This window comes from Vagococcus sp. CY53-2 (assembly GCF_022604695.1).
GTDB lineage: Bacteria > Bacillota > Bacilli > Lactobacillales > Vagococcaceae > Vagococcus.
In genome coordinates this window covers 349,499-375,806 of sequence record NZ_JALAHP010000002.1, presented here as the reverse complement: position 1 = coordinate 375,806, position 26,308 = coordinate 349,499, and the positions used below count along the sequence as shown (strand labels likewise).

General features: G+C 32.7%; 28 protein-coding genes and 1 other RNA gene. 5 read left to right on the top strand and 24 right to left on the bottom strand.

All coding sequences use genetic code 11. The features are described 5' to 3' along the window. Positions 1 to 65: 65 nt before the first annotated feature. A complete protein-coding gene (locus MN581_RS05735) occupies positions 66 to 572 on the top strand; it encodes a phosphatidylglycerophosphatase A (RefSeq protein ID WP_241699367.1) in 507 nt (168 codons plus the stop codon). 11 nt (positions 573 to 583) lie between these two features. Here the strand turns inward: MN581_RS05735 and MN581_RS05730 are convergent, their stop codons facing one another. The 4 genes from MN581_RS05730 to MN581_RS05715 are packed head-to-tail and all read right to left on the bottom strand — an operon-like array spanning position 584 to position 3,983. Beyond that, entirely contained in the window at positions 584 to 1,216 is a 633-nt protein-coding gene (locus MN581_RS05730; protein ID WP_241699366.1) for a TIGR01906 family membrane protein, read from the bottom strand. A 3-nt stretch (positions 1,217 to 1,219) separates the two neighbouring features. Next, positions 1,220 to 1,984 carry a TIGR01457 family HAD-type hydrolase gene (locus MN581_RS05725; protein ID WP_241699365.1) on the bottom strand — a complete coding sequence of 255 codons (765 nt, stop codon included), beginning with the start codon at positions 1,982 to 1,984 and terminating at the stop codon, positions 1,220 to 1,222. Positions 1,985 to 1,994: 10 nt separating this feature from the next. Then, entirely contained in the window at positions 1,995 to 2,597 is a 603-nt protein-coding gene (locus MN581_RS05720; protein WP_241699364.1) for a YutD family protein, read from the bottom strand. 18 nt (positions 2,598 to 2,615) lie between these two features. Continuing rightward, entirely contained in the window at positions 2,616 to 3,983 is a 1,368-nt protein-coding gene (locus MN581_RS05715; RefSeq protein WP_241699363.1) for a bifunctional UDP-sugar hydrolase/5'-nucleotidase, read from the bottom strand. 81 nt (positions 3,984 to 4,064) lie between these two features. On the opposite strand from MN581_RS05715, the gene MN581_RS05710 reads away from it, so the two are divergent. Next, positions 4,065 to 4,538: a methylated-DNA--[protein]-cysteine S-methyltransferase gene (locus MN581_RS05710; protein WP_117972707.1), complete on the top strand. Its 474-nt coding sequence runs from the start codon at positions 4,065 to 4,067 to the stop codon at positions 4,536 to 4,538. 10 nt (positions 4,539 to 4,548) lie between these two features. Here the strand turns inward: MN581_RS05710 and MN581_RS05705 are convergent, their stop codons facing one another. From MN581_RS05705 to gpsB, 10 genes are all read right to left on the bottom strand, one after another. After that, entirely contained in the window at positions 4,549 to 5,298 is a 750-nt protein-coding gene (locus tag MN581_RS05705; protein ID WP_241699362.1) for a tyrosine-protein phosphatase, read from the bottom strand. A 119-nt stretch (positions 5,299 to 5,417) separates the two neighbouring features. Next, positions 5,418 to 6,002, bottom strand: a complete 585-nt coding sequence (locus tag MN581_RS05700) for a hypothetical protein (protein WP_241699361.1) — start codon at positions 6,000 to 6,002, stop codon at positions 5,418 to 5,420. 60 nt (positions 6,003 to 6,062) lie between these two features. Then, positions 6,063 to 6,239, bottom strand: coding sequence for a hypothetical protein (locus MN581_RS05695; RefSeq protein WP_241699360.1), 177 nt, complete (start codon positions 6,237 to 6,239; stop codon positions 6,063 to 6,065). Further along, entirely contained in the window at positions 6,239 to 6,919 is a 681-nt protein-coding gene (locus MN581_RS05690; RefSeq protein WP_241699359.1) for an NAD(P)H-dependent oxidoreductase, read from the bottom strand. Before MN581_RS05690 ends, MN581_RS05695 begins: the two co-directional genes overlap by 1 nt. A gap of 69 nt (positions 6,920 to 6,988) precedes the next feature. After that, complete coding sequence (locus tag MN581_RS05685) at positions 6,989 to 7,879, bottom strand: class I fructose-bisphosphate aldolase (protein ID WP_241699358.1); 891 nt, start codon at positions 7,877 to 7,879, stop codon at positions 6,989 to 6,991. Between the two features lie 108 nt (positions 7,880 to 7,987). Then, positions 7,988 to 9,331, bottom strand: coding sequence for a TrkH family potassium uptake protein (locus MN581_RS05680; protein WP_117972702.1), 1,344 nt, complete (start codon positions 9,329 to 9,331; stop codon positions 7,988 to 7,990). A 103-nt stretch (positions 9,332 to 9,434) separates the two neighbouring features. Then, positions 9,435 to 10,937, bottom strand: a complete 1,503-nt coding sequence (locus tag MN581_RS05675) for a carboxypeptidase M32 (protein ID WP_117972701.1) — start codon at positions 10,935 to 10,937, stop codon at positions 9,435 to 9,437. A 1-nt stretch (position 10,938) separates the two neighbouring features. After that, a complete protein-coding gene (locus tag MN581_RS05670; RefSeq protein WP_117972782.1) occupies positions 10,939 to 12,096 on the bottom strand; it encodes a class I SAM-dependent RNA methyltransferase in 1,158 nt (385 codons plus the stop codon). 75 nt (positions 12,097 to 12,171) lie between these two features. Next, an RNA gene (gene rnpB / locus MN581_RS05665) (RNase P RNA component class B) lies at positions 12,172 to 12,545 on the bottom strand. 16 nt (positions 12,546 to 12,561) lie between these two features. After that, positions 12,562 to 12,990 carry a cell division regulator GpsB gene (gpsB, locus tag MN581_RS05660; RefSeq protein WP_117972700.1) on the bottom strand — a complete coding sequence of 143 codons (429 nt, stop codon included), beginning with the start codon at positions 12,988 to 12,990 and terminating at the stop codon, positions 12,562 to 12,564. A 255-nt stretch (positions 12,991 to 13,245) separates the two neighbouring features. Between gpsB and recU the strand changes: the two genes are divergently transcribed. Together recU and MN581_RS05650 are read left to right on the top strand one after the other, a co-directional pair. Further along, positions 13,246 to 13,866 (top strand): Holliday junction resolvase RecU, encoded by a 621-nt coding sequence (gene recU, locus MN581_RS05655; RefSeq protein WP_117972699.1) that lies wholly within the window; start codon positions 13,246 to 13,248, stop codon positions 13,864 to 13,866. Next, positions 13,856 to 16,102, top strand: coding sequence for a PBP1A family penicillin-binding protein (locus MN581_RS05650; RefSeq protein WP_117972698.1), 2,247 nt, complete (start codon positions 13,856 to 13,858; stop codon positions 16,100 to 16,102). The genes recU and MN581_RS05650 overlap by 11 nt, the downstream gene beginning before the upstream one ends. Before the next feature lie 47 nt (positions 16,103 to 16,149). Here MN581_RS05650 and nth read toward each other — a convergent pair whose 3' ends face one another. The 3 genes from nth to MN581_RS05635 form a co-directional block, all read right to left on the bottom strand. Then, positions 16,150 to 16,794, bottom strand: a complete 645-nt coding sequence (gene nth, locus MN581_RS05645; RefSeq protein WP_117972697.1) for an endonuclease III — start codon at positions 16,792 to 16,794, stop codon at positions 16,150 to 16,152. A gap of 8 nt (positions 16,795 to 16,802) precedes the next feature. Continuing rightward, positions 16,803 to 17,507, bottom strand: a complete 705-nt coding sequence (locus MN581_RS05640; protein WP_117972696.1) for a DnaD domain protein — start codon at positions 17,505 to 17,507, stop codon at positions 16,803 to 16,805. Between the two features lie 399 nt (positions 17,508 to 17,906). Beyond that, positions 17,907 to 18,830 (bottom strand): nitronate monooxygenase, encoded by a 924-nt coding sequence (locus tag MN581_RS05635; protein ID WP_117972695.1) that lies wholly within the window; start codon positions 18,828 to 18,830, stop codon positions 17,907 to 17,909. Between the two features lie 228 nt (positions 18,831 to 19,058). Here MN581_RS05635 and MN581_RS05630 point away from each other — a divergent pair, with 228 nt between their 5' ends. Next, positions 19,059 to 19,670, top strand: a complete 612-nt coding sequence (locus tag MN581_RS05630; RefSeq protein WP_117972694.1) for an FMN-dependent NADH-azoreductase — start codon at positions 19,059 to 19,061, stop codon at positions 19,668 to 19,670. A 553-nt stretch (positions 19,671 to 20,223) separates the two neighbouring features. Here the strand turns inward: MN581_RS05630 and upp are convergent. The 7 genes from upp to MN581_RS05595 form a co-directional block, all read right to left on the bottom strand. Then, on the bottom strand, positions 20,224 to 20,853 hold the full coding sequence (gene upp, locus MN581_RS05625; RefSeq protein WP_117972693.1) for a uracil phosphoribosyltransferase: 630 nt from the start codon (positions 20,851 to 20,853) through the stop codon (positions 20,224 to 20,226). 81 nt (positions 20,854 to 20,934) lie between these two features. Then, on the bottom strand, positions 20,935 to 22,173 hold the full coding sequence (glyA, locus tag MN581_RS05620) for a serine hydroxymethyltransferase (RefSeq protein ID WP_117972692.1): 1,239 nt from the start codon (positions 22,171 to 22,173) through the stop codon (positions 20,935 to 20,937). Between the two features lie 57 nt (positions 22,174 to 22,230). Beyond that, entirely contained in the window at positions 22,231 to 23,268 is a 1,038-nt protein-coding gene (locus tag MN581_RS05615) for an L-threonylcarbamoyladenylate synthase (protein WP_117972691.1), read from the bottom strand. Between the two features lie 14 nt (positions 23,269 to 23,282). Then, entirely contained in the window at positions 23,283 to 24,122 is an 840-nt protein-coding gene (gene prmC, locus MN581_RS05610) for a peptide chain release factor N(5)-glutamine methyltransferase (RefSeq protein WP_241699357.1), read from the bottom strand. After that, positions 24,115 to 25,185, bottom strand: a complete 1,071-nt coding sequence (gene prfA / locus MN581_RS05605; RefSeq protein WP_117972689.1) for a peptide chain release factor 1 — start codon at positions 25,183 to 25,185, stop codon at positions 24,115 to 24,117. The genes prmC and prfA overlap by 8 nt, the downstream gene beginning before the upstream one ends. Beyond that, positions 25,178 to 25,774: a thymidine kinase gene (locus MN581_RS05600; RefSeq protein WP_117972688.1), complete on the bottom strand. Its 597-nt coding sequence runs from the start codon at positions 25,772 to 25,774 to the stop codon at positions 25,178 to 25,180. The genes prfA and MN581_RS05600 overlap by 8 nt, the downstream gene beginning before the upstream one ends. 113 nt (positions 25,775 to 25,887) lie before the next feature. Then, positions 25,888 to 26,241 (bottom strand): prepilin peptidase, encoded by a 354-nt coding sequence (locus MN581_RS05595; RefSeq protein ID WP_117972687.1) that lies wholly within the window; start codon positions 26,239 to 26,241, stop codon positions 25,888 to 25,890. Positions 26,242 to 26,308 lie beyond the last annotated feature (67 nt).

Below are 26,308 nucleotides of genomic sequence, written 5' to 3'. Positions count from 1 at the left end.
CATGCTTGTTACAACTCTGACACTAGGTTATACTAGTTAACAATACAAATTAAGAAGGTGACATAATGACAATAAAAAAAGAAACGCTAAAAAAAATGTCTCGACAATTATTATTAGATCGTGGTGTAACAATTAAAGACATCGCAGAGCTAGTTTACTTTCTACAAGAAAAATACGTACAAGATTTAACTCTTGATATGTGTTTAGAAAACGTTGAGGCTGTTTTAAATAAACGAGAAGTTCAAAATGCTATTTTAACAGGGATTCAACTTGATATCGCCACAGAAAATCATCAAGTGTTAGAACCTTTACAAGAAATTCTTGAAACTGATGAAGGTTTATATGGAATTGATGAAATATTAGCATTATCTATCGTTAATATATACGGTTCAATCGGTTTTACTAACTATGGTTACATAGATAAAGTCAAACCAGGTATTTTAGAAAAATTGAATTCACATGGAGGAAATCAAGTTCATACCTTTTTAGATGATATTGTCGGAGCTATCGCAGCTGCTGCAGCAAGTCGTCTAGCTCACTCTGAACCCGATCGACTAAACGAAAACCAGTGATACTTTACGCATCACTGGTTTTTTTTTAATTCTTTTTTTCCTTTAATAAATAATATCATTAAAAAGAAAATAAATAAAACAAAAAACAAAATAAAACAATGGAAAAAATAGTCCTGAGGCAAAACTAAAATAATAGGATCTATCTCAGGGTAAAAAATCCAGGCATCGTTATTAAAGAAAACTTCATGAAATAAGACAAAAAATTGATTGAAAGCAACAACCATAAAAAAAGCCAATGCTCCTAAACTTAGTAAAATACCCTGTATCATTGTAGTAAGAGTCCAAACCATCTTATCTTTAAATAAATGGTATAAATATTTTAGGCTTGGCACTAACGTAATCAACAATATAGCATAGTTCATTTGAAATAACCGTTTAACCTCAAAAAAATGAAATGCCCCTTCAGATGAAGTTGGAAAATCTTTCATCGATAGTGTTTTTACCCAAAAGAAGTTTAAATATCGCATCAAATCATCATAGTTAGATAAAATAGTTTGTTTACTATATTCTGTGTACTCTGTAATGCCTAAATAATGAATATCAAACACGTATAACCATCTAGCATTAATCGTCAACGTAATCGCTAGACTTAATAAAAATAGAATTAAGACAACCCTGTTTACTATCTCTTTTGATTTTACCACTAACTATACCTGCCATTCATCTAAAGAATCAATGACCTTTGTAGGAGCAATAGGAAGTGTTACCACATCTTCTTTTTTTGTAAATCCTGTTAAAACTAATAATGTATCTATATCATTATCAATTCCTGCTCGGATATCCGTTTCATAATTATCGCCCACCATCATGACTTCATTCGCAGCTAATTTTAACCGCTCTAAAGCTTTTTCCATCATAATGGCTTCTGGTTTCCCGATATAAGTTGCACTTTTTTGCGTTGCTGTCTCAATTCCTGCAATCAAACTTCCAGCTCCTGGCATCAGACCACGATGAGTTGGAATATTCTTGTCAGGGTTTGTGCCAATAAAGTGTGCCCCTTTTTGAATAGCTAGTGTCGCAACTGCTAATTTTTCATAGGTTAAATCTGTATCAAGAGCCACAACCACATAATCAGGATGTTCCTCATCTAACACAAAACCTGAAGAAAAGATGGCCTCTTTTAATCCCTCTTCACCAATCACATACACTTTTTTTCCTAAGCCCTTATCTTTCATATAATCAACTGTAGCTAGACTTGCTGTATATATGGTATCAGTAGAAACATCAATGTCAAAAGAGTCTTGTAATCTTTTTTTTACTACATGAGGTGTCTTAGTTGTATTGTTGGTTACAAATAAAAAAGGAATATTCTTTTCTTTTAGCCGATCAACAAATCGCTTACCAGCCTTAATTGGCTTGTCTCCTAAATAAATGGTACCATCTAAATCGATTAAATAGCCTTTATAAGTCATTTTTTCTCTCCTAATCTTCTTTTTTCTTTATTTTAAAGTGACGTTCTTTAGTGCCTTCTTTACTTTTAGGTGGTTTATTATTTTTTTTATTAGTCGATTGACTGTTTCTTGATTGATTGCTTCCTTTAGGTTTTGATTTTTTATTATTTTTAGTGTCATACTTTTTTTCACTAGTATGTGCTTGATTTTTATTTTTAGACGATTTAAAGGTGGAAGAACGCCCCTTTCGTTTAAAATCTCCAATTTGCTCAATAACAAAATAGGCACATCCAAAATTACAAAATTCATATAAGTAATCATTTAATGTATTAATTTTAGCATCAAGCGGTGCGCTCTTAAAATCATCTTTAAAAAAACCACGCAATCTTAATTGATCATAACCCCAATCACCAACAATATAATCATATTTTGATAAAACTTCATTATATCGTTTAATAACTGTTTCATAATCAAATCCATCTCGATATTCTTTTACCAATCGATATGTCCCATCAGCTAATGGGAAAGAATCTGGATGATAATTTTCTAACATCTCCAAAAGAACTTCATCTACTTCCTCTGGCTGAACGTCGATATCTTCTGCTTCTTCTATTTTTTTATTTTTTTTCGCCATCATTCTTACCTCTATCTTTTAATCATCATTTTGTTTATTTAAGTACATTGCCACACTATTTCTTAAAAAACTAGGTCCTAATATTTCAATTTCGCCTGCTATTTCGATGGTAGGAAAAAATGGTATAAATGCTAAATGGTCAACTGTCACAAAACTATAAAATCTATCCATTTCAATTGGCTTTCCTAACCAAAATCCTTCATGTGTTTTTTCATTATAATTAAAGCCATCATACCATATTTCACCAAAATATTTGCCTCTAAATTTCATGCCGATAATAGGAAATTTAAGTAAAAAATCACGATTTTTCACAACCTCTTTAGCCAATCTAATTAAGTCTTTTCCTTGTAGTGTTACCTTTATTAAATTCATTGGGTGAGGTAAACAATCATGTAGGTCTTTTTCATCTATCTCTCCTGGTCCTAAATCTGTCAGAAATAATCCAGAATTAACCATCGCCACGTCACATCCACTACTTTTTTCCATGGCCTTTAAGGCTATTTTTATTAAAGAATCTCGTTTATTTAGCTTACCCGTCACGTTGCCCACATGCCTACTTTCTAATAACTGATCCCCCTGATTTTTGTAACTAGTAATTTCATTTATATCCGAAATCTCTTGTGATAATAGATTTATATCAATCGTTTTAGCTGTTTTTTTTATAATTTTTCCATTATGACATTCAATCGATACATCTCCTACATATTCTCCAAACTTACCTGCGGCACATAATAATACACCATTTTCGATTAATCCCTTTGGTAATAGATGATGCGTATGTGCTCCTAAAATAATATCAATTTGTGGATATTCATTTGCCATTTTCTTATCATCCATAATACCTAAATGGGATAATAAAATGATAATGTCTACTTTTTCGGAAAGCTCATCAATCATCTGTTTTGCGGCTACAAATGGATCAACCACATCCCAACCAAATGGACTATAACTCAGTACCATTGGTGCCGTTAAACCAAACACTCCTATTTTTACCTTTTGAGTAGTTTCCACAATAGTGTAAGGTTTTGCCCAAGTTGGATAATCATGAGTTAATTTATCTTTTAAATTACTTAAAACAATAGGAAAATTTGCTTGTTTATATAGATGATTTAATACTCTCTTACTATTTGTAATACCTTCATTATTTCCAATTGTGACAGCATCATAGTAAACTTGATTCATCAAATTTACATTTGCTATGCCATCTGTTGCTTCAGTTAAAGGGTGTACTCTATCCAGAAAATCTCCCACATCAAATCTAAAAACATTGCTTCCTTGATTTTCATAATTTTTAGTTTCCTCATTTAGCCAACGACGAATTTTAGGCCATCTTTCTAAATGTGAATGTATATCATTTGTATGTAATAAATGAATAATCTCTTTCATGACTAGCATCCCTTCTCATATCTTTTATACTATCATATCTCACTAAAATTGGGTATTATGATAACTAAAGGAGTCGATTATATGGCTTATAAAATTAATAACTGTTTTTTAGATATTGAACAAAAAAATCAAAAAATATCACGTATCCATTTTATCCATCCTACAGACGTATCAAATATTAATAAACCTACTGATTCCATAATAATTCAATGTTTAATTGAACTACATGAATTTTTATCATACAATAGAAAACAATTTACTGTACCACTAGACTTAAATACAGGAACAGCTTTTCAACAAAAAGTTTGGTCGACACTGTTAGATATTCCTTATGGTCAAACATGTACCTACAAAGATATCGCCATAAAAATAAATCAACCAAGATCCTATCAAGCTGTCGGCCAAGCTTGTAAAAAAAATCCTATTCCAATAATTATTCCCTGTCATCGAGTCATCAGTCAATCAGGACAATTAACAGGCTACTTTGGAACATCTGAATTTGGCTTAACGATTAAACAATCACTTATTACATTAGAAAAAGGAAATCACGAATGATTTCCTTTTTCTAGATTGTATATAATGTTTGCATATCTTTAGAAAATGTTGTTGGAAGTTTTAAAATATCTGTAAAATAATTTTCTACGCTACCAAAATGTTGGTTAATTAATTCAAAGGCATAATCAAGGTAATCTTTATTAACGGTTAACATCACTAACATATTAGCCAATTGTTTAGTTGAGGCTCCTTTTTCTTTCAATTCATTTAAAATGGCATCATTTGCCGCTTTTCTAGAATCATTTGTTTTTAAATAATCTTCATCTATTGCCTCTTTGGATACATTTAGACTAGATAATATCAAAGCAGCTGCAAATCCTGTTCGGTCTTTTCCAGCAAAACAATGAAATAATGTTGCTTCATTTGGCTCAGTCAAAAAATCACTTAAAAATTTAGAGTAACCTTTTTGTGCATCTTTTGATAAAACAAGCTCTTCATAAATCGTCATCATCGCTTGTTGAGGATTATATTTGGGATTTAATAATTCTTCTAGACTAGCTCCTTGATTAGCTGTTTCACCTAAAATATCAATATGCTCATAGGATACACCTGTTATAATATCATCAGGACTTTGACTAACCTCAGTGTCCCCTCTAAAATCAACAATTTTTTTTAAATTATATGACTTAACTAATTCTTCTTTATCTTCTGTTGAAATATGGACTACTTCACCACTTCTTAAAAATTGATGATTGACTACTTTTTTATTATCTAAGGTCACAATACCGCCTAAATCTCTAAAATTGACTAATGTATCCATTCTGTTCCTCCTAAAAAAATCATTTAATATGCTACATCTCACAGTTTACCAAACTCACGTTTTTTTTAGTAAGGTTAATTTTGAATTTTTTTCAAAAAAATATAAAAAAAGTGATGAAGTTATTCACCACTTACAGTTGTCATTTGACCTGCTACATACTCAACTTTAATACTTTTAGCTATTTCTTTTAAATCTAGTATTTCTTTATTGGTTAATTTATCTTTTCCAAACATCGTTACTGAAAAGATAACATCTCCCGTCCTCCCCTTATACATCAGAGCTTTTTTATCTTTAGATGGCTGAAGAACTTCTTCCATCACTCCTAAATATTGAACAGGTTCTTCTTCTCCCCACTTAACACCATCTAATACATAACCTGAGATATCACCATACATTTTTTGAGTATTGTCAAACGCATCTATTTGAATATAAGTATTTCGATTATTTTCCTGTTGAAAAGTTCCCCATAATGTTTGTTGACTAAATTTTCCTTCAGATAATACGTCATATTTTTCATTATTAAAACTAATTTTAGAGTGACCTACAAGCATATTATTAACAACTGTACTGCGCTTCCTTTTTTTATCTTTAATTACCATACCAACCGTACTCTCAGTTGTTTCTTTTGTATTGCTTTTTTTATTTCCACAACCACTTAGACCAACTAAAAATAGAAGTAGTATTAAGTATTTTATATTTTTCATTGGTTCTCCTATTAAATATGTTTTTCTTTACTATAACAAATTTAGTCTAAAAAATAAATACTACCACTCCTTTGGACTCCATAATAAGCCATCTATCTCAGCTTTTGCTTGTTCAATTCGTTTATATTGTTCGCTTAAAATATCTTCTAACTCATTTAAAAAAGCACTCACCTCATATGTTTGAGTTTCCCCTTTTAATAGAGATAATTCATTTAGCAACCATTCTTTCTCATTCACTACTCATCCCTCATTTCTTCAAGAGACATTAATAGACTATCCAATTCTAGACGGTTATCTTCTAATGCATCCCGTATTGACGTTAATCTATTTTCTTCATCTTTAATAACTCGCTTCTTTTCTAATTCAATTAGACGTTCAATAGCCCAATTCTCTCTAATTAAAAATCGACTATCATTTTCTTTGGTCACATAATGTTGGTAGTTAATTAACAATTTTTTTTTATCTTTTTCGTTTAAGTAAGAAAATAACGGAATCGAAAAAGGTGGCAGATATGTCATTTGACACTTATAAGCTATTGCCTGAAAAGGTCTTAATAGTTCAGAAATAGTGAAATGTTCAGATGCTCCTGCTTGAAAAGACGATAATTTCTGTCCCATATTAACAACAATTCCTAGCTCTTTTCCCTTTAAAGAATCTTTATACAATGATTTTGTTAATACTTTTTCCAACCATTTATACAAAATATCGGGAGCGGCATACCAATACATTGGAAATTGAAAAATAATTCTATCTTGTTTTTTTAATAGTTTTTGTACCTCAACTAAATTAAATGTTTTTAAATCTTCCTGTATATCGTATATTTTTACTGTTTCTAAAGAAGAACAGCTCTCTTTTAAAAATGATTGCAACCCCGATTCATGTGAATTTGGGTGGGCAATAACTACTAAAGTTTTCATATATTTCTCCTAATCTAAAACATTCTCATAAAAAGACCATCTGTTTATTTCAGATGGTCTGTCAATTGACTATGTATTTGATGCATCAAAAATTGCATGTAGCGTTTGTCTTAAATGAAAATCAAACTCCATGTCACTTTCTTGATAACTCAATCCTTCTGTTAGTGCTCTTGAAAAACTAGCAATCATATCATGATTTTCACTTAATTTTTTGTCCGCTTCTGTTTGTCTTAAACCACTGGAAGAAGCCAACATTCTTACAATATTTGGATAATCTAATAAATCATGATAAAAATCTGCTTCTGTCGGTAACGTCAATTTCAACATGATTTTCACGTCATTATCTAATTGACTTAATTCCTCTCTTAATGCATTTTTCAAATAAACTTCTGCTTGCTTTTTGTCTGGAATATGTAACTCAATATCAGGCTCTAACATTGGTAAATAACCTAGTGCATACACTTTTTTTGCTAAATCAAATTGTTGTTTGACCAGTTGCTTTATGCCCTCTTCATTAGCTGAACAAATTAATGAACGGTATTTAAATCCAATAAAAGGGAAGTTTTTTGCTTTTTCCACAAGCACATCAAATTCTGTTAACTCATCCATCAATTGGACGCCCTCTCTAAGAGGAGCTAAACCTTGATCAATTTTCAAAAACGGCAACATACCTTTCTTATGCCGCAAATAGTTTGGTACAGGTTCTGAAAAAATAGTTCTTTCTAATGCATCTTTGTATAAAATAACACCTAATACATATTTTGACGAAAACTCATCACTAATAATCATACGTGTGCGCATATCATGAATAATGTTATGCATCTCTTCAGATGTTTGATACGTTTCATCTGGCACACCATACTGTCTTAAAGCACCTGGAGTACTCAAATCACCCTGATCCATCGCTGCAATAAATCCTGGATGTGTCTTTATAATAGTTAATGTTTTTTCATCTAGCATGTCACATTCTCCTTTAATTTTAATATGCTCATTATAATACATAACACACAAAAATTTAAATTAAAATTTGAAAATTTTCAAAAATACTTTTCTTAAAAAAGAGGTATCTTAACCTATCAAAACAGTTTCTTTTGGATAATTAAACTTATTACCTAGTTCATTTAATTCTTTTCTTAATAAAGCATACATGACTGTATAGAGTCCTACTCGACCAATAAACATCAAACACATAATAAGTAGTTTACCAAATAGAGTCAAATGAGGTGTTAATCCCATTGTTAAACCAACTGTTGCAAATGCTGAAACTACTTCAAACAAGACATACTCTATCCCAGAATGTTGTGGACTATATTCTGTCATAGATAATACCAACGCACTTAGTAAACATAATAAACTCGCAAAGAAAAATAAGACAAAAGATTTCATCACAATATTTCGTGGAATAGAACGCTCTTGCCATTCTGCTTCATCTCGGCCTTTTAATGTACTGACTAATTGAATCAAAAGAACCCCTAATGTTGTTGTTTTGATTCCTCCAGCTGTTGAACCGGATGTTCCGCCAATAAACATTAAAACTATTGTTAAAATGAGACCTGCATAACTCATTGAACCATAGTCAATTGAAGCAAATCCTGCTGTACGAGGTGTCACACTTAAGAAAAATGAATTAGTAAGCTGTTTTACAAACGACATCTCATAAAATCTATCCGTAATAGAAAATAGAACTGTTCCACCAATCAACAAACTTAACGTAACCATCAAAGCAATTTTGGTATGTAGAGAAAAGCGACGATGATCTTGCCAATGAATTAAGTCGTACCATACAATAAATCCAAATCCACCCGAAATAATAAGTCCAGAAATAACTAATAACACATAAGGATTCTGTTGATAACCCAATAAACTATCACCAAATAAATCAAATCCTGCATTACAAAAGGCAGAAACAGCATGAAATATACTATAAAATATCCCACGTTTCACTCCATATTCAGGTATAAACTGAAATCCTAATAAAATGACACCTAATAACTGAACACTAACAGAAAATTTCACCACAAATTTAAGTAATTTTACTACGCCACCATGGTTATTTAAATTAAGCATCTCTTTAATAACTAAACGCGATTGCAATGACACTCTTTTTCGAAACATCATGGCCACGATTAATGCAATCGACATAAATCCTAAACCACCAATTTCAATCAAAATCATCATAACAATATGCCCAAAAGGACTAAGTACTTGTGAAATATTAATAGGAGTTAATCCGGTGACGCACACAGATGATGTCGCAACAAATAGTGCATCAATATAAGTCAACTGCTTCCCTGTTTGATGACTTATCGGTAAAAATAATAGAAAAGATCCAATAAAAATAATAATTAAAAACATCAGGGTGATAAATTGGACCGTATTGATTCTTCTTAATCCTTTTTTATGACTTTCCATGTAATATGTTCTCCTCTAAACTAATCATATTGACTTATTGTACCCTTTGCCCTACACTTTCTCAACAAAAAAAGTTACAGAATCATCTGTAACTTTTAAAAATTTATGCTTCAATTTCATAAACGTTGAAATATAAATCACGCATATAATCAATCAAGTATTGTGGATTTAAATTTTCTCCAGTTGCTTCAACTATTAGTTCAGTTGGTTTTTTTGAGCTTCCATATTGATGGATATGTTCAGTTAACCACTCTCTAATGGATGAATAATCATCACTTGATAAAACGTTTTCTACATCAATATCTTTGTTCATAGCATGATAAAGTTGCGCCGCATACATATAACCTAGAGCATAAGATGGGAAGTAACCAAAACTTCCACCTGCCCAATGAACATCTTGTAAGACACCTTCTGTATCATTTCCAGGACGAATACCTAAGTATTCTTCATATTTATCATTCCAAACTTTTGGCAAATCTTTCACTTCTAAGTCGCCATTGAAAAGCATTTTTTCAATTTCATAACGAATAATAATATGAAGTGGGTAAGTGAGTGAATCTGACTCAATTCTCACTAAACTTGGTTGCGTTAATTTCAATCCTTTGTAGAAATCTTCAGTCGAAACATCTGCAAAGGTATCACCAGTTAATTGTTTTAATAAATCAAATTGTTTGTACCAAAAGGCTTGGCTTCCCCCAATGATGATTTCATTAAACAATGATTGTGACTCATGAATTCCCATCGACGTTCCACCTGCAAGTGGTGTGTAGTCAAATTTGGCATCAACATTTTGTTCATACATCCCATGACCTGCTTCATGTATCACACCTAAAGTTGCCATAATAAAGTCATTATCATCCCAACGTGTTGTAATACGCGCATCATTACGATTCAGATTTAACATAAATGGATGAACCGTATCATCTAAACGACCTCTAGAAAAATCATAGCCTAATTGTTCCACAACTTGTGTCACAAAGTTTTTTTGGATTTCTTTTGGCACTGTGCGGTTAATAAAATCCGTGTTAGGTGCTGTCCCTTTTTCTTCTAATTCTTTGCGAATCGACATAATTCCTTCTTTTACTTGGTCAAATACATTATCTAATACTTCAACTGTAATACCAGGTTCGTATTGATTTAGTAAGACATCGTAGTCTGTGGCTTCATTTTTACGCCACAATGGAATGAATTCTTTCGTCATTGCTACAATGTCGGTTAAAATTGGCTCGAAAATTGAAAAATCTTGTTTCTCACGAGCTGTTACCCATACACTATGAGCATTTGATAGTAAACGAGAAAACTCTTGAAAACGATCAGCTGGAATATTATTGTTTAAATCATAGTTCTCTTTTGTTTTTTCAAATACTTGTTTCCCAAAATCCGATAATTCTTCTGGATGATCTGAAAAATACTCCATGTATTTTCTCATTGTCTCATTTGTTGATTTATCAAAAGCCATACCTGCTAAATAACTAGACATTTCAGCACGATAAGACGCACCTTTTTCTGGCATACCTGTTTGACTATCCCATTCAGCTAGACCAACCGCTTCATTTAATAAAGCAATTTCTTTCAAATAAGCTAAAAATTCTTGTTCTTGACTCATATTAGTTTGCTCCTTCATTTTTTGGCTTTCTTGGTGGGCGAGTTCCCCAGTATTGGAATAAATCTGTTCGTAACGCGCCATTGTATAGTTTACGTTTTTTCGTGGCTTTTGCCCCGTAAAAACTTTCAAACTGTAAATCACTTGTTAAGATATATTTACTCCACGTTTTAAGTGGACGATAAACGTCTCCCATTTGTTTATATAATTCTCTTACCGCATCTTCTTCTCCTAGACGTTCACCATACGGAGGATTAGCAACGATTACACCATACTCTTTATCTGTGGTAAAATCACGCAATTGCATTTGTTTAAAGGTAATATCTTCACCCAAACCAATTTCTTCCGCATTTTTCTTAGCAATGTCAATCATTTTTGGATCAATATCTGTCCCTAAAATATCTAATTCTGTTTCATAATCAACTTGTGCATCCGCTTCAGCTCGTAATGTTTCCATGACAGATTCATCTACCCATGGCCATGTTTCAAATAAAAATTCACGGTTAAATCCAGGCGCCATATTTCGACCGATTAGAGCTGCCTCAATACAAAACGTTCCAGACCCACAAACTGGATCATAAAATGGTCTATCTTTTCGCCAAGTTGTTAAAGAAATAATGGCTGCTGCCATATTTTCTTTTAATGGTGCGCCACCTTTTTCTAGACGATAACCACGCTTAAACAAACTTGGCCCCGTTGTATCAATTGTTAACGTCACTTTATCTTTTAAAAGTGCCACCTCAATTGGAAATTGTGCCCCTGTTTCTGGTAAGCGACCATATCTTGAGTAATAGTCACTCAAACGATTAACAATTGCTTTTTTAGTCAAAGCTTGGCAATCTGACACACTAAATAACGTTGATTTGATTGATTTTCCTGATACTGGAAAATTAGCATCCATTGGTAAAAAATCTTCCCAAGGCAAGGCTTTAACTTGATCGAATAATGATTCAAATGTTTTAGCTTCAAACTCACCGATAACAATTTTAATTCTATCTGCTGTTCTTAACCATAAATTGGCTCGACCAATGGTTTCAATATCTCCATAAAAAATGGCTCTACCATTTTCTACCTCACATTCAATTCCCATATCTCTTAGTTCTCGTCCAACAAGTGCCTCAATACCACTAGCTGCTGTTGCTATTAATTTATATTCTGTCATATTTGTAACTCCAATTAACTTTATTTTAGAAAAAAAGCCTTCCATCAAACTGGAAGGCACCCTGATGTTGTAATTTTCTATAAGCCATGTTCTGTATTGATTACTGCCAGGTAACACTAATCAACGATAATCATCTGTCTACAGAAATTTTTCTGTCCCATCCCTAAGTTCATTTCCTTGGGATAGGTGCCCCTACCATTGTTTGGGTTGCTCGCTCGAGGGGTTTACCCGTTCCACTGATTTTATTTCTAAAATCACTTCGTCACTGTGGCACTTTCAAGGATACTCTAGCATAGCATAAACCTTAGCTATTTTTCCTGCCGTTACCTCTTTAAAAAGAAGTACCTTAATTTATGGTTTCATTAAGCACGAACACTACAGACATCTCAGTCTGTGCGAGCATGGACTTTCCTCACCTTACTTAAAGTAAACTGCGATTATCCGAAAATTACAATTTATTATATTTTAATACCGACGTGTTGCTCCTAAGTCTTCATTGTCTAAAAATTTTTGAGCAACTGAAGATAAAGACTCACGAGCTTGCTCATTCATACTAACAGAAGATGAACTAGAAGGTTGTTCTAATTTTTTACCAAAAACTTCTTTTTCCAAATTAGATAATCGTTTTAATATATCAAAATTTGTCACAGAAGATGGATTTGGCACTTCTTGTTTCATACGAGATAACGTTGCCTGACTTTGTGTTAATTGGTCTACTTTGTTAACCAAACGATGATTTTCTTCTTTTAATGCTAATAATTCTTGATTGTATGTTTCATAATCTTTAATAATGGTATCCAAAAATTCGTCAACTTCAACTGGATCGTAACCACGAACTTTTGATTTAAATTCTTTTTGCAAAATATCTTTTGCTGATAAATTTAATTTAGTCACTTATTACACCTCATCTACATATCATTTTAAAATACTTTCTAAATCACTGAGTGTTATAAAAAATTTATCTGATAAAAAAGATTAGATAAATATTTCCCTCCATATTATACTATAATCAGTTTTATATTGTAACACAACTGTTTTAATAAAAATATTAAAATTTTAACTAATTTGTTGAACATTCTAATAAGATTCTTCGTTTTTCTTTTCATTGTATTTCAAGGTTTGATATAATAAACAAAGGAGTGTGGTATTTTGACTATTAATTACCCTAACGGTATCCCAAAGCGTTACCAAAAAGAAGAAAAAATAAAAAAAAAGCAAAAACCATCTTTTTCTAATCGTGGCATGTCTTTTGAAGAATTCATCAATCAAAGCAATTTATACTATTTATCCAAAGAAATGGCAGTTGTTCACAAAAAACCGACCCCTATCCAAATTGTTCATGTTAATTATCCCAACAGAAGTGCTGCTGTTATTACTGAAGCTTATTTTAGAGAAGCTTCTACAACAGATTATAATGGTGTTTACAAAGGTAGGTATCTTGATTTTGAGGCAAAAGAAACAAAAAATAAAACATCTTTTCCACTTCATAATTTTCATGCACATCAGATTAAGCATATGAAACAATGTATTAACCATCATGGTATCGTTTTTGTCCTTATTTGGTTTTCTTCGTTGCAACGATGTTTTTTTCTTTCTGCCAACCACGTCATTGATTATTGGGAAAATAGTGACACGCAACGAAAGTCTTTACCATTAAAAATGATAGAAAATTATGGGTATGAAATACAATTAGGTGTTGCGCCAATTGTTCCTTATCTTTCAATTATTGATCACTATATATTAAAAGGAGATTCTATTTATGAAAAATAGTTTTAACGGAAAAAAAGAGCCACAAAAAAGACAAAAAAGGAATGTTAAAAAAGGGATACTTATTTTCCTAGCTGTCTTACTTGCTCTAATCGTTATACCCGTCATCGGCGGAGCTGGATTATTCTTTTATTACGCGAAGGATGCACCTACCCTCGACTATAAAAAATTAGAGGATACACGTTCTTCAAAAATTTATGCGATGAACGGAGATATGATTTTAGAAATTGGGGAGAAAAAACGTGAAATTATTGAACCAAATCAAATTCCTCCAATGTTAAAAGAAGCCATTATTTCTATCGAAGATAAACGTTTCGAAAAACATAAAGGAGTTGACCCTATTCGGATTGCTGGAGCTGCTATTTCAAACATAAAAGGAACTAGCCGACAAGGTGGTAGTACTTTAACACAACAGTTAATTAAACTGTCTTTCTTCTCAACTAAAAAGGAAGATCAAACAATTAAGCGAAAAGCCCAAGAAGCATGGCTATCAGTTAAATTAGAACAAAAAAAATCAAAAGATGAAATACTAACTTACTATATTAACAGAGTTTATATGGCAAATGGTATATACGGAATGCAGACAGCCGCAAAAAACTATTTCAATAAAAATCTAGATGAACTATCATTAGCCCAGTATGCTCTTTTAGCTGGTATGCCACAAGCTCCAATTGATTATGACCCATACACTCATCCAGATATGGCAAAAAAAAGACGTGATTTAGTTTTAAGTGAGATGTTAAAAGATAAAATTATTTCTCAAAAAGAATATGAAGAAGCTAAAGGAACAAAAGTAGAAGATGGTCTAATGCCATTAAAGAAAGATTCTACCACGCAAGTTGTGACAGATAACTACGTTAAACAAGTCATTGATGAAGTACAATCAAAAACAAATAAAAATGTGTATACTGATGGATTAGATATCTATACAAATATGGATTTAGATGCACAAACTTATTTATATAATCTCGTAAATAGTGATGAATCTGCTATTAATTTTCCTGATGATGAATTTCAAGCAACTGCTACTTTAATTGATGTAAAAAATGGTGATGTCCGCGCACAAATTGGTGGACGAAAATTAGGTGATGGTGCTCTAAATGATAATAAAGCAGTCACAGCTAAACGAAATATTGGGTCAACAGCTAAACCCCTGGTAGCTTATGCTCCAACCATTGAAGATTTAAATTATGGATCTGGTCAAATTTATGCCGATATGCCCTATCAATATTCTGACGGAACTGAGGTATACGATTATGATCGTTCATATCGTGGAAACTTAACTATGAGAGAATCTCTCGTTGATTCTAGAAATATTCCTGCTTTAAAAGCGTTGAAAGAAGTAGGCGATGATAAGTCAAAAGACTTTATTTCAAGTTTAGGTTTAACAAATAAAGTTTATGAAGGAACTGCTATTGGATTCGAATCTTCTTCTGAAAAACTTGCAGCAGCATACGCTGCGTTTGCTAATGGTGGAATCTATTATGAACCAAGCTATGTTAACAAAGTTGTATATTCTGATGGAACTGAAGAATCTTTTGATTCCAAAGGAAAACGTGCAATGAAGGAATCAACTGCTTTTATCATTACTGATATGTTAAAAGATGTCATTAACCGTGGTACTGGTACTCAGGCACAAATAAATGGTGTGGTTCAAGCTGGGAAGACTGGAACGAGTAATTATGATGACGATGTGCTTTACAAAGTAAAGGGTGAGGGAAGTCCGGATATTACATTTGTCGGATATACACCAAAATATTCCCTAGCTGTTTGGACAGGATATGACGATTATTTCCAACCCATCACTTTATATAATCAACAATTAGCTATGGATATTTACAGGGAATTTATGTCTTATCTTTACCAAAATATTGAACCAACAGACTGGAAGCAACCTTCTAACGTAGTAAGAATTGGAAATGAGGTTTATGTTAAAGGTTACACACAACAAACTCAACCAAGTTACAATTACTATAAACAATCAGAAGGAGTAACTAATTATAACTACTATCAACAAGAAGAATCTAAAGCAACAAAACCTTCAGCTAGCAAAGAAGAGACTAAATCTGAAAAAAAAGAGGAAACGCCTGAAGCAACTAAAGAAAAACCAACAACTAATGACAACAACCAAAATAACGGTAATCAGAATAACAATGATGGTCAAAATAATGAGACGAATAATAGCGAAGAAAACAATGCATCCTCCCCTACAACCTCTCAATCTCATAATAATAATTAATAAATACCTTATAATGATTTTACAAGTAAAATCATTATAAGGTATTTTTATTTTTTCATATTTTTTTGTCCTTCAGCACATAAATCTAATAACAAACATCCTTCACATTTTGGTTTTCTAGCTGTACAGTGGTAACGACCAAATAGAATCATCGTATGATGAGTATCTATCCAACGTTCTTCGGGTACTTTTTTCATCAATGTTTCTTCCACTTCATCAACTGTGGCAGACTGCTTACAAATTCTTAACCGTTTACTAACTCGTTCGACATGCGTGTCAACTGCTATAGAAGGAACATTAAATATATCTCCAGCCACCACATTGGCTGTCTTTCTCCCTACTCCGGGTAAACTCATTAATTCCTTCTTTGTACGAGGAACTTCTCCATCAAATTTATCAACTAACATCTGAGATGTTTTAATAATATTTTTAGCTTTTGTCTTATAAAGTCCAATTGTTCTAATACGCCTCATCACATCTTCTAGTGGTGCTTTAGCTAAATCTTTTGCTGTTGGGTATGCCTCAAATAAAAAAGGTGTCGCTTTATTTACTGACACATCTGTTGCTTGAGCACTTAATATCACTGCAATCAAGTACTGAAATGGGGTATCATGATTTAATTCCCCTTTAGCATTTGGATAGAGTTCTTTCATCAAATCAATGGCTTCTATCGTTCTTTTTTTAGATAACATATCTTCTCCTATTTATCATGTGGATTTAGCCAATTATACATCGGTATTTCTGGCAGTTTCTCATCAGTCGTTGTCAGTTTTTTTTCATCTATTTCTTTTAAACGCTGTTTTTGATCCTTTTGTATTGCTTGTTTAGAATGCAAATTTTTTCTTTCCCAATTTAATAAAATTCGGTCCATATACTTTAAACTATAAGCTTGATTTAGTATGGCTTCACGAAGAGCTAATTCAATTAACTCAACGGAATATTTATCCTCATTTAGCCACTGTTGGATAGTCTCCATTTCAATTGGTGATAAAGATCTACCAAATTCTTGTTCAAACTTATTAAATAAATTTACTTTTTTATCTTCTTGAATTTTTTCTGTTGTCTGAACTGCTTCTTGATTCATAACATTTTCTATCTTTTCATAGACTAACGTTAAATCATAGCGATCTTCTGTTTTGCCAAATTCATTACGACTCGTTTCAATAGATAAAACGCCTTTTGTCATTAATTGTTGAACCATTTGATAGCCTATTTCATTTGTTATGCCCATATATTGTGACATGATATCCATTGTTGGAAAATCATTTCCTTTTTGACTACATTGTAATAATTGTAAATAAAACACCAATTCAGAGTCCGTCATACCAATTTTTTTATAATATTTAAACAATAAATTTGAAACAGTTGTTGTCCCTGAATTTAAGTAATAATCTAGTGATAACATTTGCCCACCCCTTCTTTTAAAGTATAACAAATAAAAAATAAAAAAACAGAACACTGCCTTAAAAAAGAAGTTCAACCTATCAGTTAACTATTAAAACAATACGCATCATGTGTTTTTTTACTTTTCTGAATATTTATGATTATTGGAACGATTTTATGACGTAACAATTATTTTGGTTTCTCCCTACATTAACATAAAGAAAGATACATCATTTGTTTAAATTCGATTCATAATTTACATCAAAATAATACCACCATTTTAAAACCTTTATTATTAGTCACTCAATAGGTGCTAATCTACTTTCTAATATCTGTACTTTCAATTATTATTTAAAATACCTTTTGACCATTTATTATACACAAAACAAAAAAGACGACTCACGTAAGTCGTCCTTTCTATCTATATTTTAGGCAGTGATACTTTTCTATACTGCTCTAGAATGTCATCATGTAATTCTTGAACTGTTTTTATTGTCGAAATTGTCCCAATAATTTGTCCAGCCATCACCGAACCATTCACCATATCCCCTTCTTTAACAGCTTTATACAAGGAGCCTATGGTTAAAGCTTCTAATTCATCTCTTGATACTTCCTTATCCTCTAATTCTAAATAGTGACTTGTCATCTCGTTGCGGATGTTTCTTACAGGGGCCCCATTTTTTCGACCTGTCACAACGGTTGATGCTTCATTAGATAAAAGGATTTGTTCTTTATACGCATCTGAGACTGGGCACTCTTTTGTTGCTAGATAAACTGTTCCCATTTGGACTCCCTTTGCACCTAATGCTAACGCTGCAGCTAATGACTGGCCATTCGATAATCCTCCTGCAGCCACAACTGGAATACTCAACGCTTGTGTTGCCGCAGACACTAGTGGAAATGTACAAACTTCTCCAATATGTCCTCCTGCTTCCATCCCTTCGACAATCACAGCATCCGCTCCTAATTTTTCCATCTTTAAGGCAATGTCAACATTTGGAACAACAGGTATGACAATAACGCCTGCTTCTTTTAAACGTTTCATATATGGTTTTGGTGTTCCTGCACCTGAGGTAATAATTTTAACCCCTTCTTCAATCACTACATCAATAATGTCATCTCGGTTTTCCATCATCAACATCACATTAACCGCAAATGGCTTATCTGTTAGTTTTTGCGTTTTTCGGACTTCTTCTCTTACTTGTTCCGTTGTCATACCACCAGAAGCAATAACACCAAGTCCTCCTGCTTCTGATACGGCACTAACTAATTCTGATGTCGATATTTTGGCCATTGCTCCTTGAATAATTGGGTATTTTATTCCTAATAACTCATTAATTAACATCGCAATATTCCTCTTTCCTTCATATTACTTTTAATAAAGTTAATAGTACCTGTTATTGTTAACGATTTCAAATCACTTTTTCTTAAGGACTCTATTATTAAAAATAATACATGATAAATTGTTTGTTTATAGCACAAATAAAAAAACTTTGCTATTTCTCAAAAAATACTATATATTTATATTTACTGATAAATAATAAGTAAAATATAAATAAATTGAGGAAATTATATGTCACATGTATTAGTTATTAAAGCACACCCCTTAACAACAGATGATTCTCGTACCCTTAAAGTATTAGATGCCTTTTTGACATCTTACAAAGAAAGTCACCCAACAGATATGGTTGAATTTGTTGATGTTTATGATGATTTCATACCAGAAATTGATAAAGATATCTTAACTGGTTGGACTAATTTAAGAGAAGGAAAAGAAATTACGGAAGAACAAGCCAAAAAAATTGAACGTTTTTCTGAATTGACAGAACAATTTCTGAATTCAGATAAAATTATCGTAGCTAATCCTTTATGGAATTTAAATATTCCAACTAAATTAAAAGCATGGATTGATACCATCGTTGTTGCAGGCAAGACGTTTAAATACACTGAAACTGGTAAAATCCCCTTGGTTCCAGGGAAAAAGATGTTGCATATTCAAGCAAGTGGGGGCATTCACTCTGGTGAAGATACTTCCTCTAAATATGTCAAAGAAATCTTTAACTTTGTTGGCGTAGAAGAAACAGATTCTATTATCATTGAGGGATTAGACTATCAACCAGACAAATCTGATGACATCTTGGCATCTATTATTGAAAACACAAAAGAATTAGCTAAAGCCTTCTAAAAAAATGGTTACATCATAACTAATTGATGTAACCATTTTTTAAATTTTACTCAAAGAAAAAAACCTTCTGTCTGACGGTTTTAAACTATTATTTCTCTTTATAATACGACATTGGCCATTTATCAAAGAAAGTATTCATAAATAGCATTGGCATCATATAAACGAATTGACCACCTAGAATACCTAGCATAGGATGCTCTAATCCTAAATGATTTCCTCCAAAAGGCCATAAATGAAGTGTTTTAAGCTAAAGTATTCCTAATACTGAGCCAATAGTTATCACAATGATTAATTGAATAACAATACGTTGATAATAGTTAAGTTAATACAAATATTTTCCATAACCTTCTCTCTTATATTTATTTTATTATATTCTCGCAAAATATAAGTTTAATTTATAATGATTGGTAACCGATTATAAATTACAGAATATTATGGAATATTATGGAATCTAATAGTTATTTTAATAGGTTTGTCCTATTGACAATTGGAAAAAGAGATTTTTTCACAAAAAAAAGACCAGAATATGTAGTCTGATCTCTTTTAAATCTTATTATTTTGTACCAAATAAACGGTCACCAGCATCCCCTAAACCAGGAACAATGTAACCTTCTTCATTTAATTTTTCATCTAAACCGGCAGTATAGATATCAACATCTGGATGAGCTTCTTGAAGAGCTTTGACACCTTCAGGAGCAGCTACTAAACAAACAAATTTAATATTTGTTGCGCCACGACGTTTTAATAAATCAATTGCCATAATAGCTGAGCCACCTGTTGCTAACATTGGGTCTACAACAAATAATTGTCTTTCAGCAATATCTGCTGGTAATTTAACAAAATATTCAACTGGTTCTAAAGTATCATGGTCACGATACAAACCCACATGTCCAACTTTAGCTGCTGGTATTAATTCTAACATACCATCAACCATTCCAATACCTGCTCTTAAGATTGGGATAATCGCTACTTTCTTACCAGTTAACGTTTTTTGTACTGACGTTCCCATTGGTGTTTCAATTTCAATGTCTTCTAATGGCATATCACGAGATACCTCATAAGCCATTAACATAGCAATCTCATCAACAACTTCTCTGAAAACCTTTGTTCCACAATTTTTTTCTCTGATAATTGTTAACTTGTGTTGGATTAACGGATGATCTATCACTTGAAATTTTCCCATAATGCGATTCTCCTTTTAAATTTTATTCTTATCTATTGTAGCCGAAAAAAAGGGAATTGACTAGTCAATTCCCTAAAAATTTTATTTATAAAGTGGGTGGCTCTTTAATAATTCTGCTACTTCTTTTCTTACTTTCTCTAACACACTTTCTTCTCCATGATAAGTTAGTGCTTCAACAATTAATTCAGCTACTTTTTTAGCATCTTCTTCTTTAAATCCACGTGTTGTAATTGCGGGTGTCCCAATACGGATACCACTTGTTACAAATGGACTTTGGCTCTCAAATGGAATGGTATTTTTATTAACTGTAATATGTACACTATCTAAAATAGCTTCTGCTTCTTTACCAGTTAACTCAAACCCTGTCACATCTATTAATAATAAATGATTATCTGTATCCCCACTAATTAAACGAGCTCCTGGTGTTTGATTGATTACACGAGCCATAGCCTTAGCATTTGCTAATACTTGTTTACTATAATCTTTAAATTCTGGTAATAGCGCTTCTCTAAATGCCGCAGCTTTTCCTGCTATAACATGCTCTAATGGACCCCCTTGAATACCTGGGAAAATAGCACTATTTATCTTTTTAGCTAATTCTGGAGAGTTAGTTAAAATAAGGCCACCTCTAGGACCTCTTAATGTTTTATGAGTCGTTGATGTCACAATATCTGCATACGGAACTGGATTTTGATGGAGACCTGTTGCAACAAGTCCAGCAATATGAGCCATATCAACCATTAATTTAGCTCCAACACTATCTGCTATTTCTCTAAATTTCTTGAAATCAATGTCTCTAGAGTATGCACTTGCTCCAGCTACAATCAGTTTTGGTTGATGTTTTCTTGCTAAAATTCTCACCACTTCATAGTCGATAACTTCTGTCACTGGATCTACACCATATGACACAAAGTTATATGTTTTACCACTAAAGTTTACTGGAGAGCCATGCGTTAAATGCCCTCCTGCTGTTAGGTCCATTCCCATAATAGTATCCCCATCTTCAACTAAAGACAAGTAGGCTGCAGTGTTAGCTTGTGAACCTGAATGAGCCTGAACATTAGCAAAATCAGCTTGAAATAAATCTTTCGCACGATCAATCGCTAAATTTTCTACCACATCAATAAATTCGCATCCACCATAATATCTGCGTCCAGGATATCCTTCTGCATATTTATTTGTTAATACACTTCCTTGGGCTGCCATAACAGCCTCAGATACAAAATTTTCTGAAGCAATTAGCTCTATTGTTTCTTGTTGTCTTTGTTTTTCATTCGCTATAGCATCCCACAAAACAGCATCTTCTTTTTTATAATCCATATGCAAACACACTCCCGATTTTTTATACTATTGTACCATATTTCTTTATGATTACTATTATTTTCTAAAAAATGTTTGATTTGCTGCTTTTTTTAGTCGATTCATATAACCCATATTTTGGCTTACTTCAGGATACCCTTCTGCTAAAATTACACCATTATATCCTAATAATTCAGCATCGAGGGCCCTTAATCCACCAAACAAATGATGCATAGCAGATTTAACATCTTTTTTGTCTGATAGTATATAATGAGCAAATACCGAATAATCCACTAAACGACTCACTATTTCTTTATTAGATAAAATAGCAACTGTTTTATTTAATTGTTGGTAATATTCAACCGCTTCTTCCCAATTATCTAATTCACTATCTATCATTACCACTGGTGTGTCAGGAGAATAATGTTTGTATTTCATACCTGGCGATTTTGGGGCGTTGTGTTCATCAATTAAGTGTGTATCTATCGCTATTTCACCAATAACTTCTTCAATCTCTTCTTTTGTAATCGCTCCTGGTCTTAAAATAGTCGGCATGTTAGGATTGCTCATATCTAACACAGTCGATTCTATCCCAACCTCACATTCACCGTCATCTAGTATCCCTTCAATCTTTCCGCTTAAATCATTCAATACGTGAATGGCAGTAGTTGGACTTGGTTTACCTGATGTATTAGCACTTGGACCAACTAGTGGTGTAGCTGACTGACGAATCAATTCCAGTGTGACAAAGTTATTAGGCATTCTAAAAGCAGCTGTATTTAAATTAGCTGTTACACTGGTTGATAAATTATTGTTCTGTGCTAAATTAAAAATAAGCGTTAATGGTCCTGGCCAGAATATCTTCATCAACTGTAAAGCTTTATCAGGAATAGTATCAACATATTCTTCTACCATCTCTTTTGAATTCACATGAACAATCAAAGGGTTATCACTGGGACGTCCCTTAGCTAGATAGACTTTTTTCACCGCTTCTGTATTGGTTGCGTCTGCTCCCAATCCATAAACGGTTTCAGTTGGAAATGAGATGAGTCCCCCTTGCTTAATAATTTTTGCTGCTTCTTTTATTTCATCATGATGATATACTGTTGTACCCATCTTTACACTTCCTTTTAGTAAACTTTAACGATTCGGTCATGTCCTGACATATCTTTTACAATTTCTACTATTTTATTAGGGAAATACTCTTGAAATATCTGTGCTACGCTACTTCCTTGTTTATATCCTATCTCTAAATAAATCTTTCCATCACTTGTTAATAATTGCGTTGCTTCTTTTGCTAGTTTTTCATAAATAGCCAACCCGTTATCGTTAGCAAATAACGCTAATTTTGGTTCATAATTTCTTACTGATTCATCCATTTCTTCCCATTCATCAACACTAATATAAGGTGGATTAGATAATATAATATCAAACATCTGATTTGCTACTGGTTCAAGGGTATTTCCTTCATAAAACTCAATGTCAGTTTCTAAATATTTGGCATTTTTTTGTGCTATTTCCAATGCTTCGGGTGATAAATCAATCGCCCTAACCGTCCAATTAGGTCTGTTCTTTTTCAAACTAATGGCAATAATACCTGTTCCTGTTCCAACATCCACCACAACTTTGTTTTGAAAATCATTTTCTGTTAAACAACATTCTACCAGTTCTTCTGTTTCTGGTCTTGGAATTAAGGTGTCTTCTGACACTAAAAAGCGTTCACCATAAAATTCACATGAGCCAATCAAATATTGGGGTGGGTAATCTTGACTGACCTTTTCTAAATCATTTGATAATCTGTCCAATAAATCTTGGGGAACATCTTTTTTAAAATGTAACAACAAGTCTGTTTTTGTCCATTGATTATACTCAAGTAATAAATATTCAGCAATTGAAGCGTCTTTATCATGTGCTTCTAAAAAAGAAGAAGCCCATTTCAGGACTTCAAAATATGTAATAGGCTTATCCATTTAATTTCTCCAATTGAGCTGTTTGATCATAAATAATTAAAGCATCTACAATTTCGTCTAATTTTCCTGCTAAGATTTGATCTAATTTTTGAATCGTTAAGCCAATTCGGTGATCAGTGACACGATTTTGTGGAAAATTATAAGTGCGAATACGTTCAGAGCGATCCCCTGTACCAACAGCCGATTTACGATTTGCATCATACTCACTACGACTTTCTTGTTGTAATTGGTCATACACTCTAGCACGTAATACCTTCATTGCTTTTTCTCTGTTTTTTAACTGAGAACGCTCATCCTGCATCGCAACAACAATGCCTGTTGGGATATGTGTCAAACGCACAGCAGAGGCAGTCTTATTAACGTGCTGTCCACCAGCTCCACTTGCATGATAAATATCCACACGAATGTCTTTATCTTCTAAATCTAATTCAACTTCTTCTGCTTCTGGTAACACAACAACTGTTGCCGTTGATGTATGCACTCGACCTTGTGATTCAGTTGATGGGACACGTTGTACACGATGTGCACCACTTTCGTATTTTAACTTAGAAAAAACACTATTACCAGTAATCATCACAGTCACTTCTTTGTAACCACCAATATCAGTGATATTAGCGTCCATCACCTCAAATGTCCAACCTTGATTTTGAGAGTAACTTTGATACATTTCAAACAAATCACCTGCAAATAATGCCGCTTCATCTCCACCAGCAGCGCCACGAATTTCTAAAATGATATTTTTATCATCATTAGGGTCTTTTGGTAATAAAAGAATCTTAATCCGTTCTTCTAATTCTTCTTTTTCTGTTTTTAACTCTGACAACTCTTCTTTTGCCATTTCTTGCATCTCATCATCAAGTTTCTCACCTAATAATTCTTCTGTATCCGAAATTCCTTCTATCACTTCTTTATAACGACGGTAAACTTCTACTGTTTCACGTGTTCCTGCTTCTTCTTTAGATAGCTCCATGAAGCGTTTCGTGTCACTGACGACATCTGGGTCACTTAATAACTCCGCTAATTCTTCATAACGGTCTTCGATTGATTGTAATTGATCAAACATTTTCTTCATCCTTTCGATTTGACAACGGCGGATTCACATAATGCTTACGACAAACTGGGTAATAAGCTTCATTGCCACCTATTTGAATTTGTTCACCTGTATAAACAGGTTTATTGTTATCCATTCTTAGATTCATTGTGGCTTTTTTATGACAAAACCAACAAATTGTTTTTAATTCTTCTATTTTATCTGCGTATAATAATAAATACTTAGAGCCCTCAAACAACTCATTTTTAAAATCATTTTTAAGTCCAAATGCCATTACTGGAATATCTAATTCATCCACAATTTTAGCAAATTGAACCACATGAGCTTGTTCTAAAAATTGAGACTCATCTACTAGGATACAGTATGGTTTATCAGTCATCTTTTTTACTATATCATAAACATTGGTTTCATGGAAAATCGGAATAGCCTCTCGTCGTAATCCAATGCGACTGGATATAACACCAATCTCATCTCTTGTATCCAATCCACTGGTCATCAAAACGACTGGTTTATTTTGTTCTTCATAGTTGTGAGCAACCTTTAAAATTTCAATCGTTTTCCCACTATTCATCGCACCATATTTAAAAAATAATTGAGCCATTTATTTTACTCTCCTTAGTTTATCCTATGATAGTATACTGTAAATTTAGAAAAAAATCATCCAATCAAATACTTTTTTACTATTTATAATAGATTTTTTCATAGAGAGTTTTTTTAATAATCTGTCTGATTCAACCTTGATAGTAAGATAAACCAAACTAGACAGAATAAAACACCTTGTAATGTGTTTACCTCTAAACTATATAATAACATAAATAAAAGACCTGAAAATAATTCCCACAATGTACTAGCATGACCAATATGATTAAAGCAATATAAACAGCGACCTTTCAAGAAACAATAAGAAAACACTGGAACTAATTCAGACCACCTTAACTCATGTTGGCAATAAGAACAATGAGACCTAGGTAGGACAATGGATTCCTGTTTAGATACTCTCTCACCCACTAATACAAAAAAAGAAGCCAAAGATGCCCCTAAGAAAAACAATAAGCTTGATAAAACCATTCAATCATCACACCCTTCTTTCTATAAACATTCGAAAAAAGAAAAGAGCTCTCTTAAAAGAACTCTT

Bases quoted from the DNA above. Each gene is read 5' to 3' on its own strand.
- MN581_RS05735 (WP_241699367.1), top strand. From the start codon at position 66: ATGACAATAAAAAAAGAAACGCTAAAAAAAATGTCTCGACAATTATTA.
- MN581_RS05725 (WP_241699365.1), bottom strand. From the start codon at position 1,984: ATGACTTATAAAGGCTATTTAATCGATTTAGATGGTACCATTTATTTA.
- MN581_RS05720 (WP_241699364.1), bottom strand. From the start codon at position 2,597: ATGGCGAAAAAAAATAAAAAAATAGAAGAAGCAGAAGATATCGACGTT.
- MN581_RS05715 (WP_241699363.1), bottom strand. From the start codon at position 3,983: ATGAAAGAGATTATTCATTTATTACATACAAATGATATACATTCACAT.
- MN581_RS05710 (WP_117972707.1), top strand. From the start codon at position 4,065: ATGGCTTATAAAATTAATAACTGTTTTTTAGATATTGAACAAAAAAAT.
- MN581_RS05705 (WP_241699362.1), bottom strand. From the start codon at position 5,298: ATGGATACATTAGTCAATTTTAGAGATTTAGGCGGTATTGTGACCTTA.
- MN581_RS05700 (WP_241699361.1), bottom strand. From the start codon at position 6,002: ATGAAAAATATAAAATACTTAATACTACTTCTATTTTTAGTTGGTCTA.
- MN581_RS05690 (WP_241699359.1), bottom strand. From the start codon at position 6,919: ATGAAAACTTTAGTAGTTATTGCCCACCCAAATTCACATGAATCGGGG.
- MN581_RS05685 (WP_241699358.1), bottom strand. From the start codon at position 7,879: ATGCTAGATGAAAAAACATTAACTATTATAAAGACACATCCAGGATTT.
- MN581_RS05680 (WP_117972702.1), bottom strand. From the start codon at position 9,331: ATGGAAAGTCATAAAAAAGGATTAAGAAGAATCAATACGGTCCAATTT.
- MN581_RS05675 (WP_117972701.1), bottom strand. From the start codon at position 10,937: ATGAGTCAAGAACAAGAATTTTTAGCTTATTTGAAAGAAATTGCTTTA.
- MN581_RS05670 (WP_117972782.1), bottom strand. From the start codon at position 12,096: ATGACAGAATATAAATTAATAGCAACAGCAGCTAGTGGTATTGAGGCA.
- MN581_RS05650 (WP_117972698.1), top strand. From the start codon at position 13,856: ATGAAAAATAGTTTTAACGGAAAAAAAGAGCCACAAAAAAGACAAAAA.
- nth (WP_117972697.1), bottom strand. From the start codon at position 16,794: ATGTTATCTAAAAAAAGAACGATAGAAGCCATTGATTTGATGAAAGAA.
- MN581_RS05640 (WP_117972696.1), bottom strand. From the start codon at position 17,507: ATGTTATCACTAGATTATTACTTAAATTCAGGGACAACAACTGTTTCA.
- MN581_RS05635 (WP_117972695.1), bottom strand. From the start codon at position 18,830: ATGTTAATTAATGAGTTATTAGGAATAAAATACCCAATTATTCAAGGA.
- MN581_RS05630 (WP_117972694.1), top strand. From the start codon at position 19,059: ATGTCACATGTATTAGTTATTAAAGCACACCCCTTAACAACAGATGAT.
- upp (WP_117972693.1), bottom strand. From the start codon at position 20,853: ATGGGAAAATTTCAAGTGATAGATCATCCGTTAATCCAACACAAGTTA.
- glyA (WP_117972692.1), bottom strand. From the start codon at position 22,173: ATGGATTATAAAAAAGAAGATGCTGTTTTGTGGGATGCTATAGCGAAT.
- MN581_RS05615 (WP_117972691.1), bottom strand. From the start codon at position 23,268: ATGGGTACAACAGTATATCATCATGATGAAATAAAAGAAGCAGCAAAA.
- prmC (WP_241699357.1), bottom strand. From the start codon at position 24,122: ATGGATAAGCCTATTACATATTTTGAAGTCCTGAAATGGGCTTCTTCT.
- prfA (WP_117972689.1), bottom strand. From the start codon at position 25,185: ATGTTTGATCAATTACAATCAATCGAAGACCGTTATGAAGAATTAGCG.
- MN581_RS05600 (WP_117972688.1), bottom strand. From the start codon at position 25,774: ATGGCTCAATTATTTTTTAAATATGGTGCGATGAATAGTGGGAAAACG.
- MN581_RS05595 (WP_117972687.1), bottom strand. From the start codon at position 26,241: ATGGTTTTATCAAGCTTATTGTTTTTCTTAGGGGCATCTTTGGCTTCT.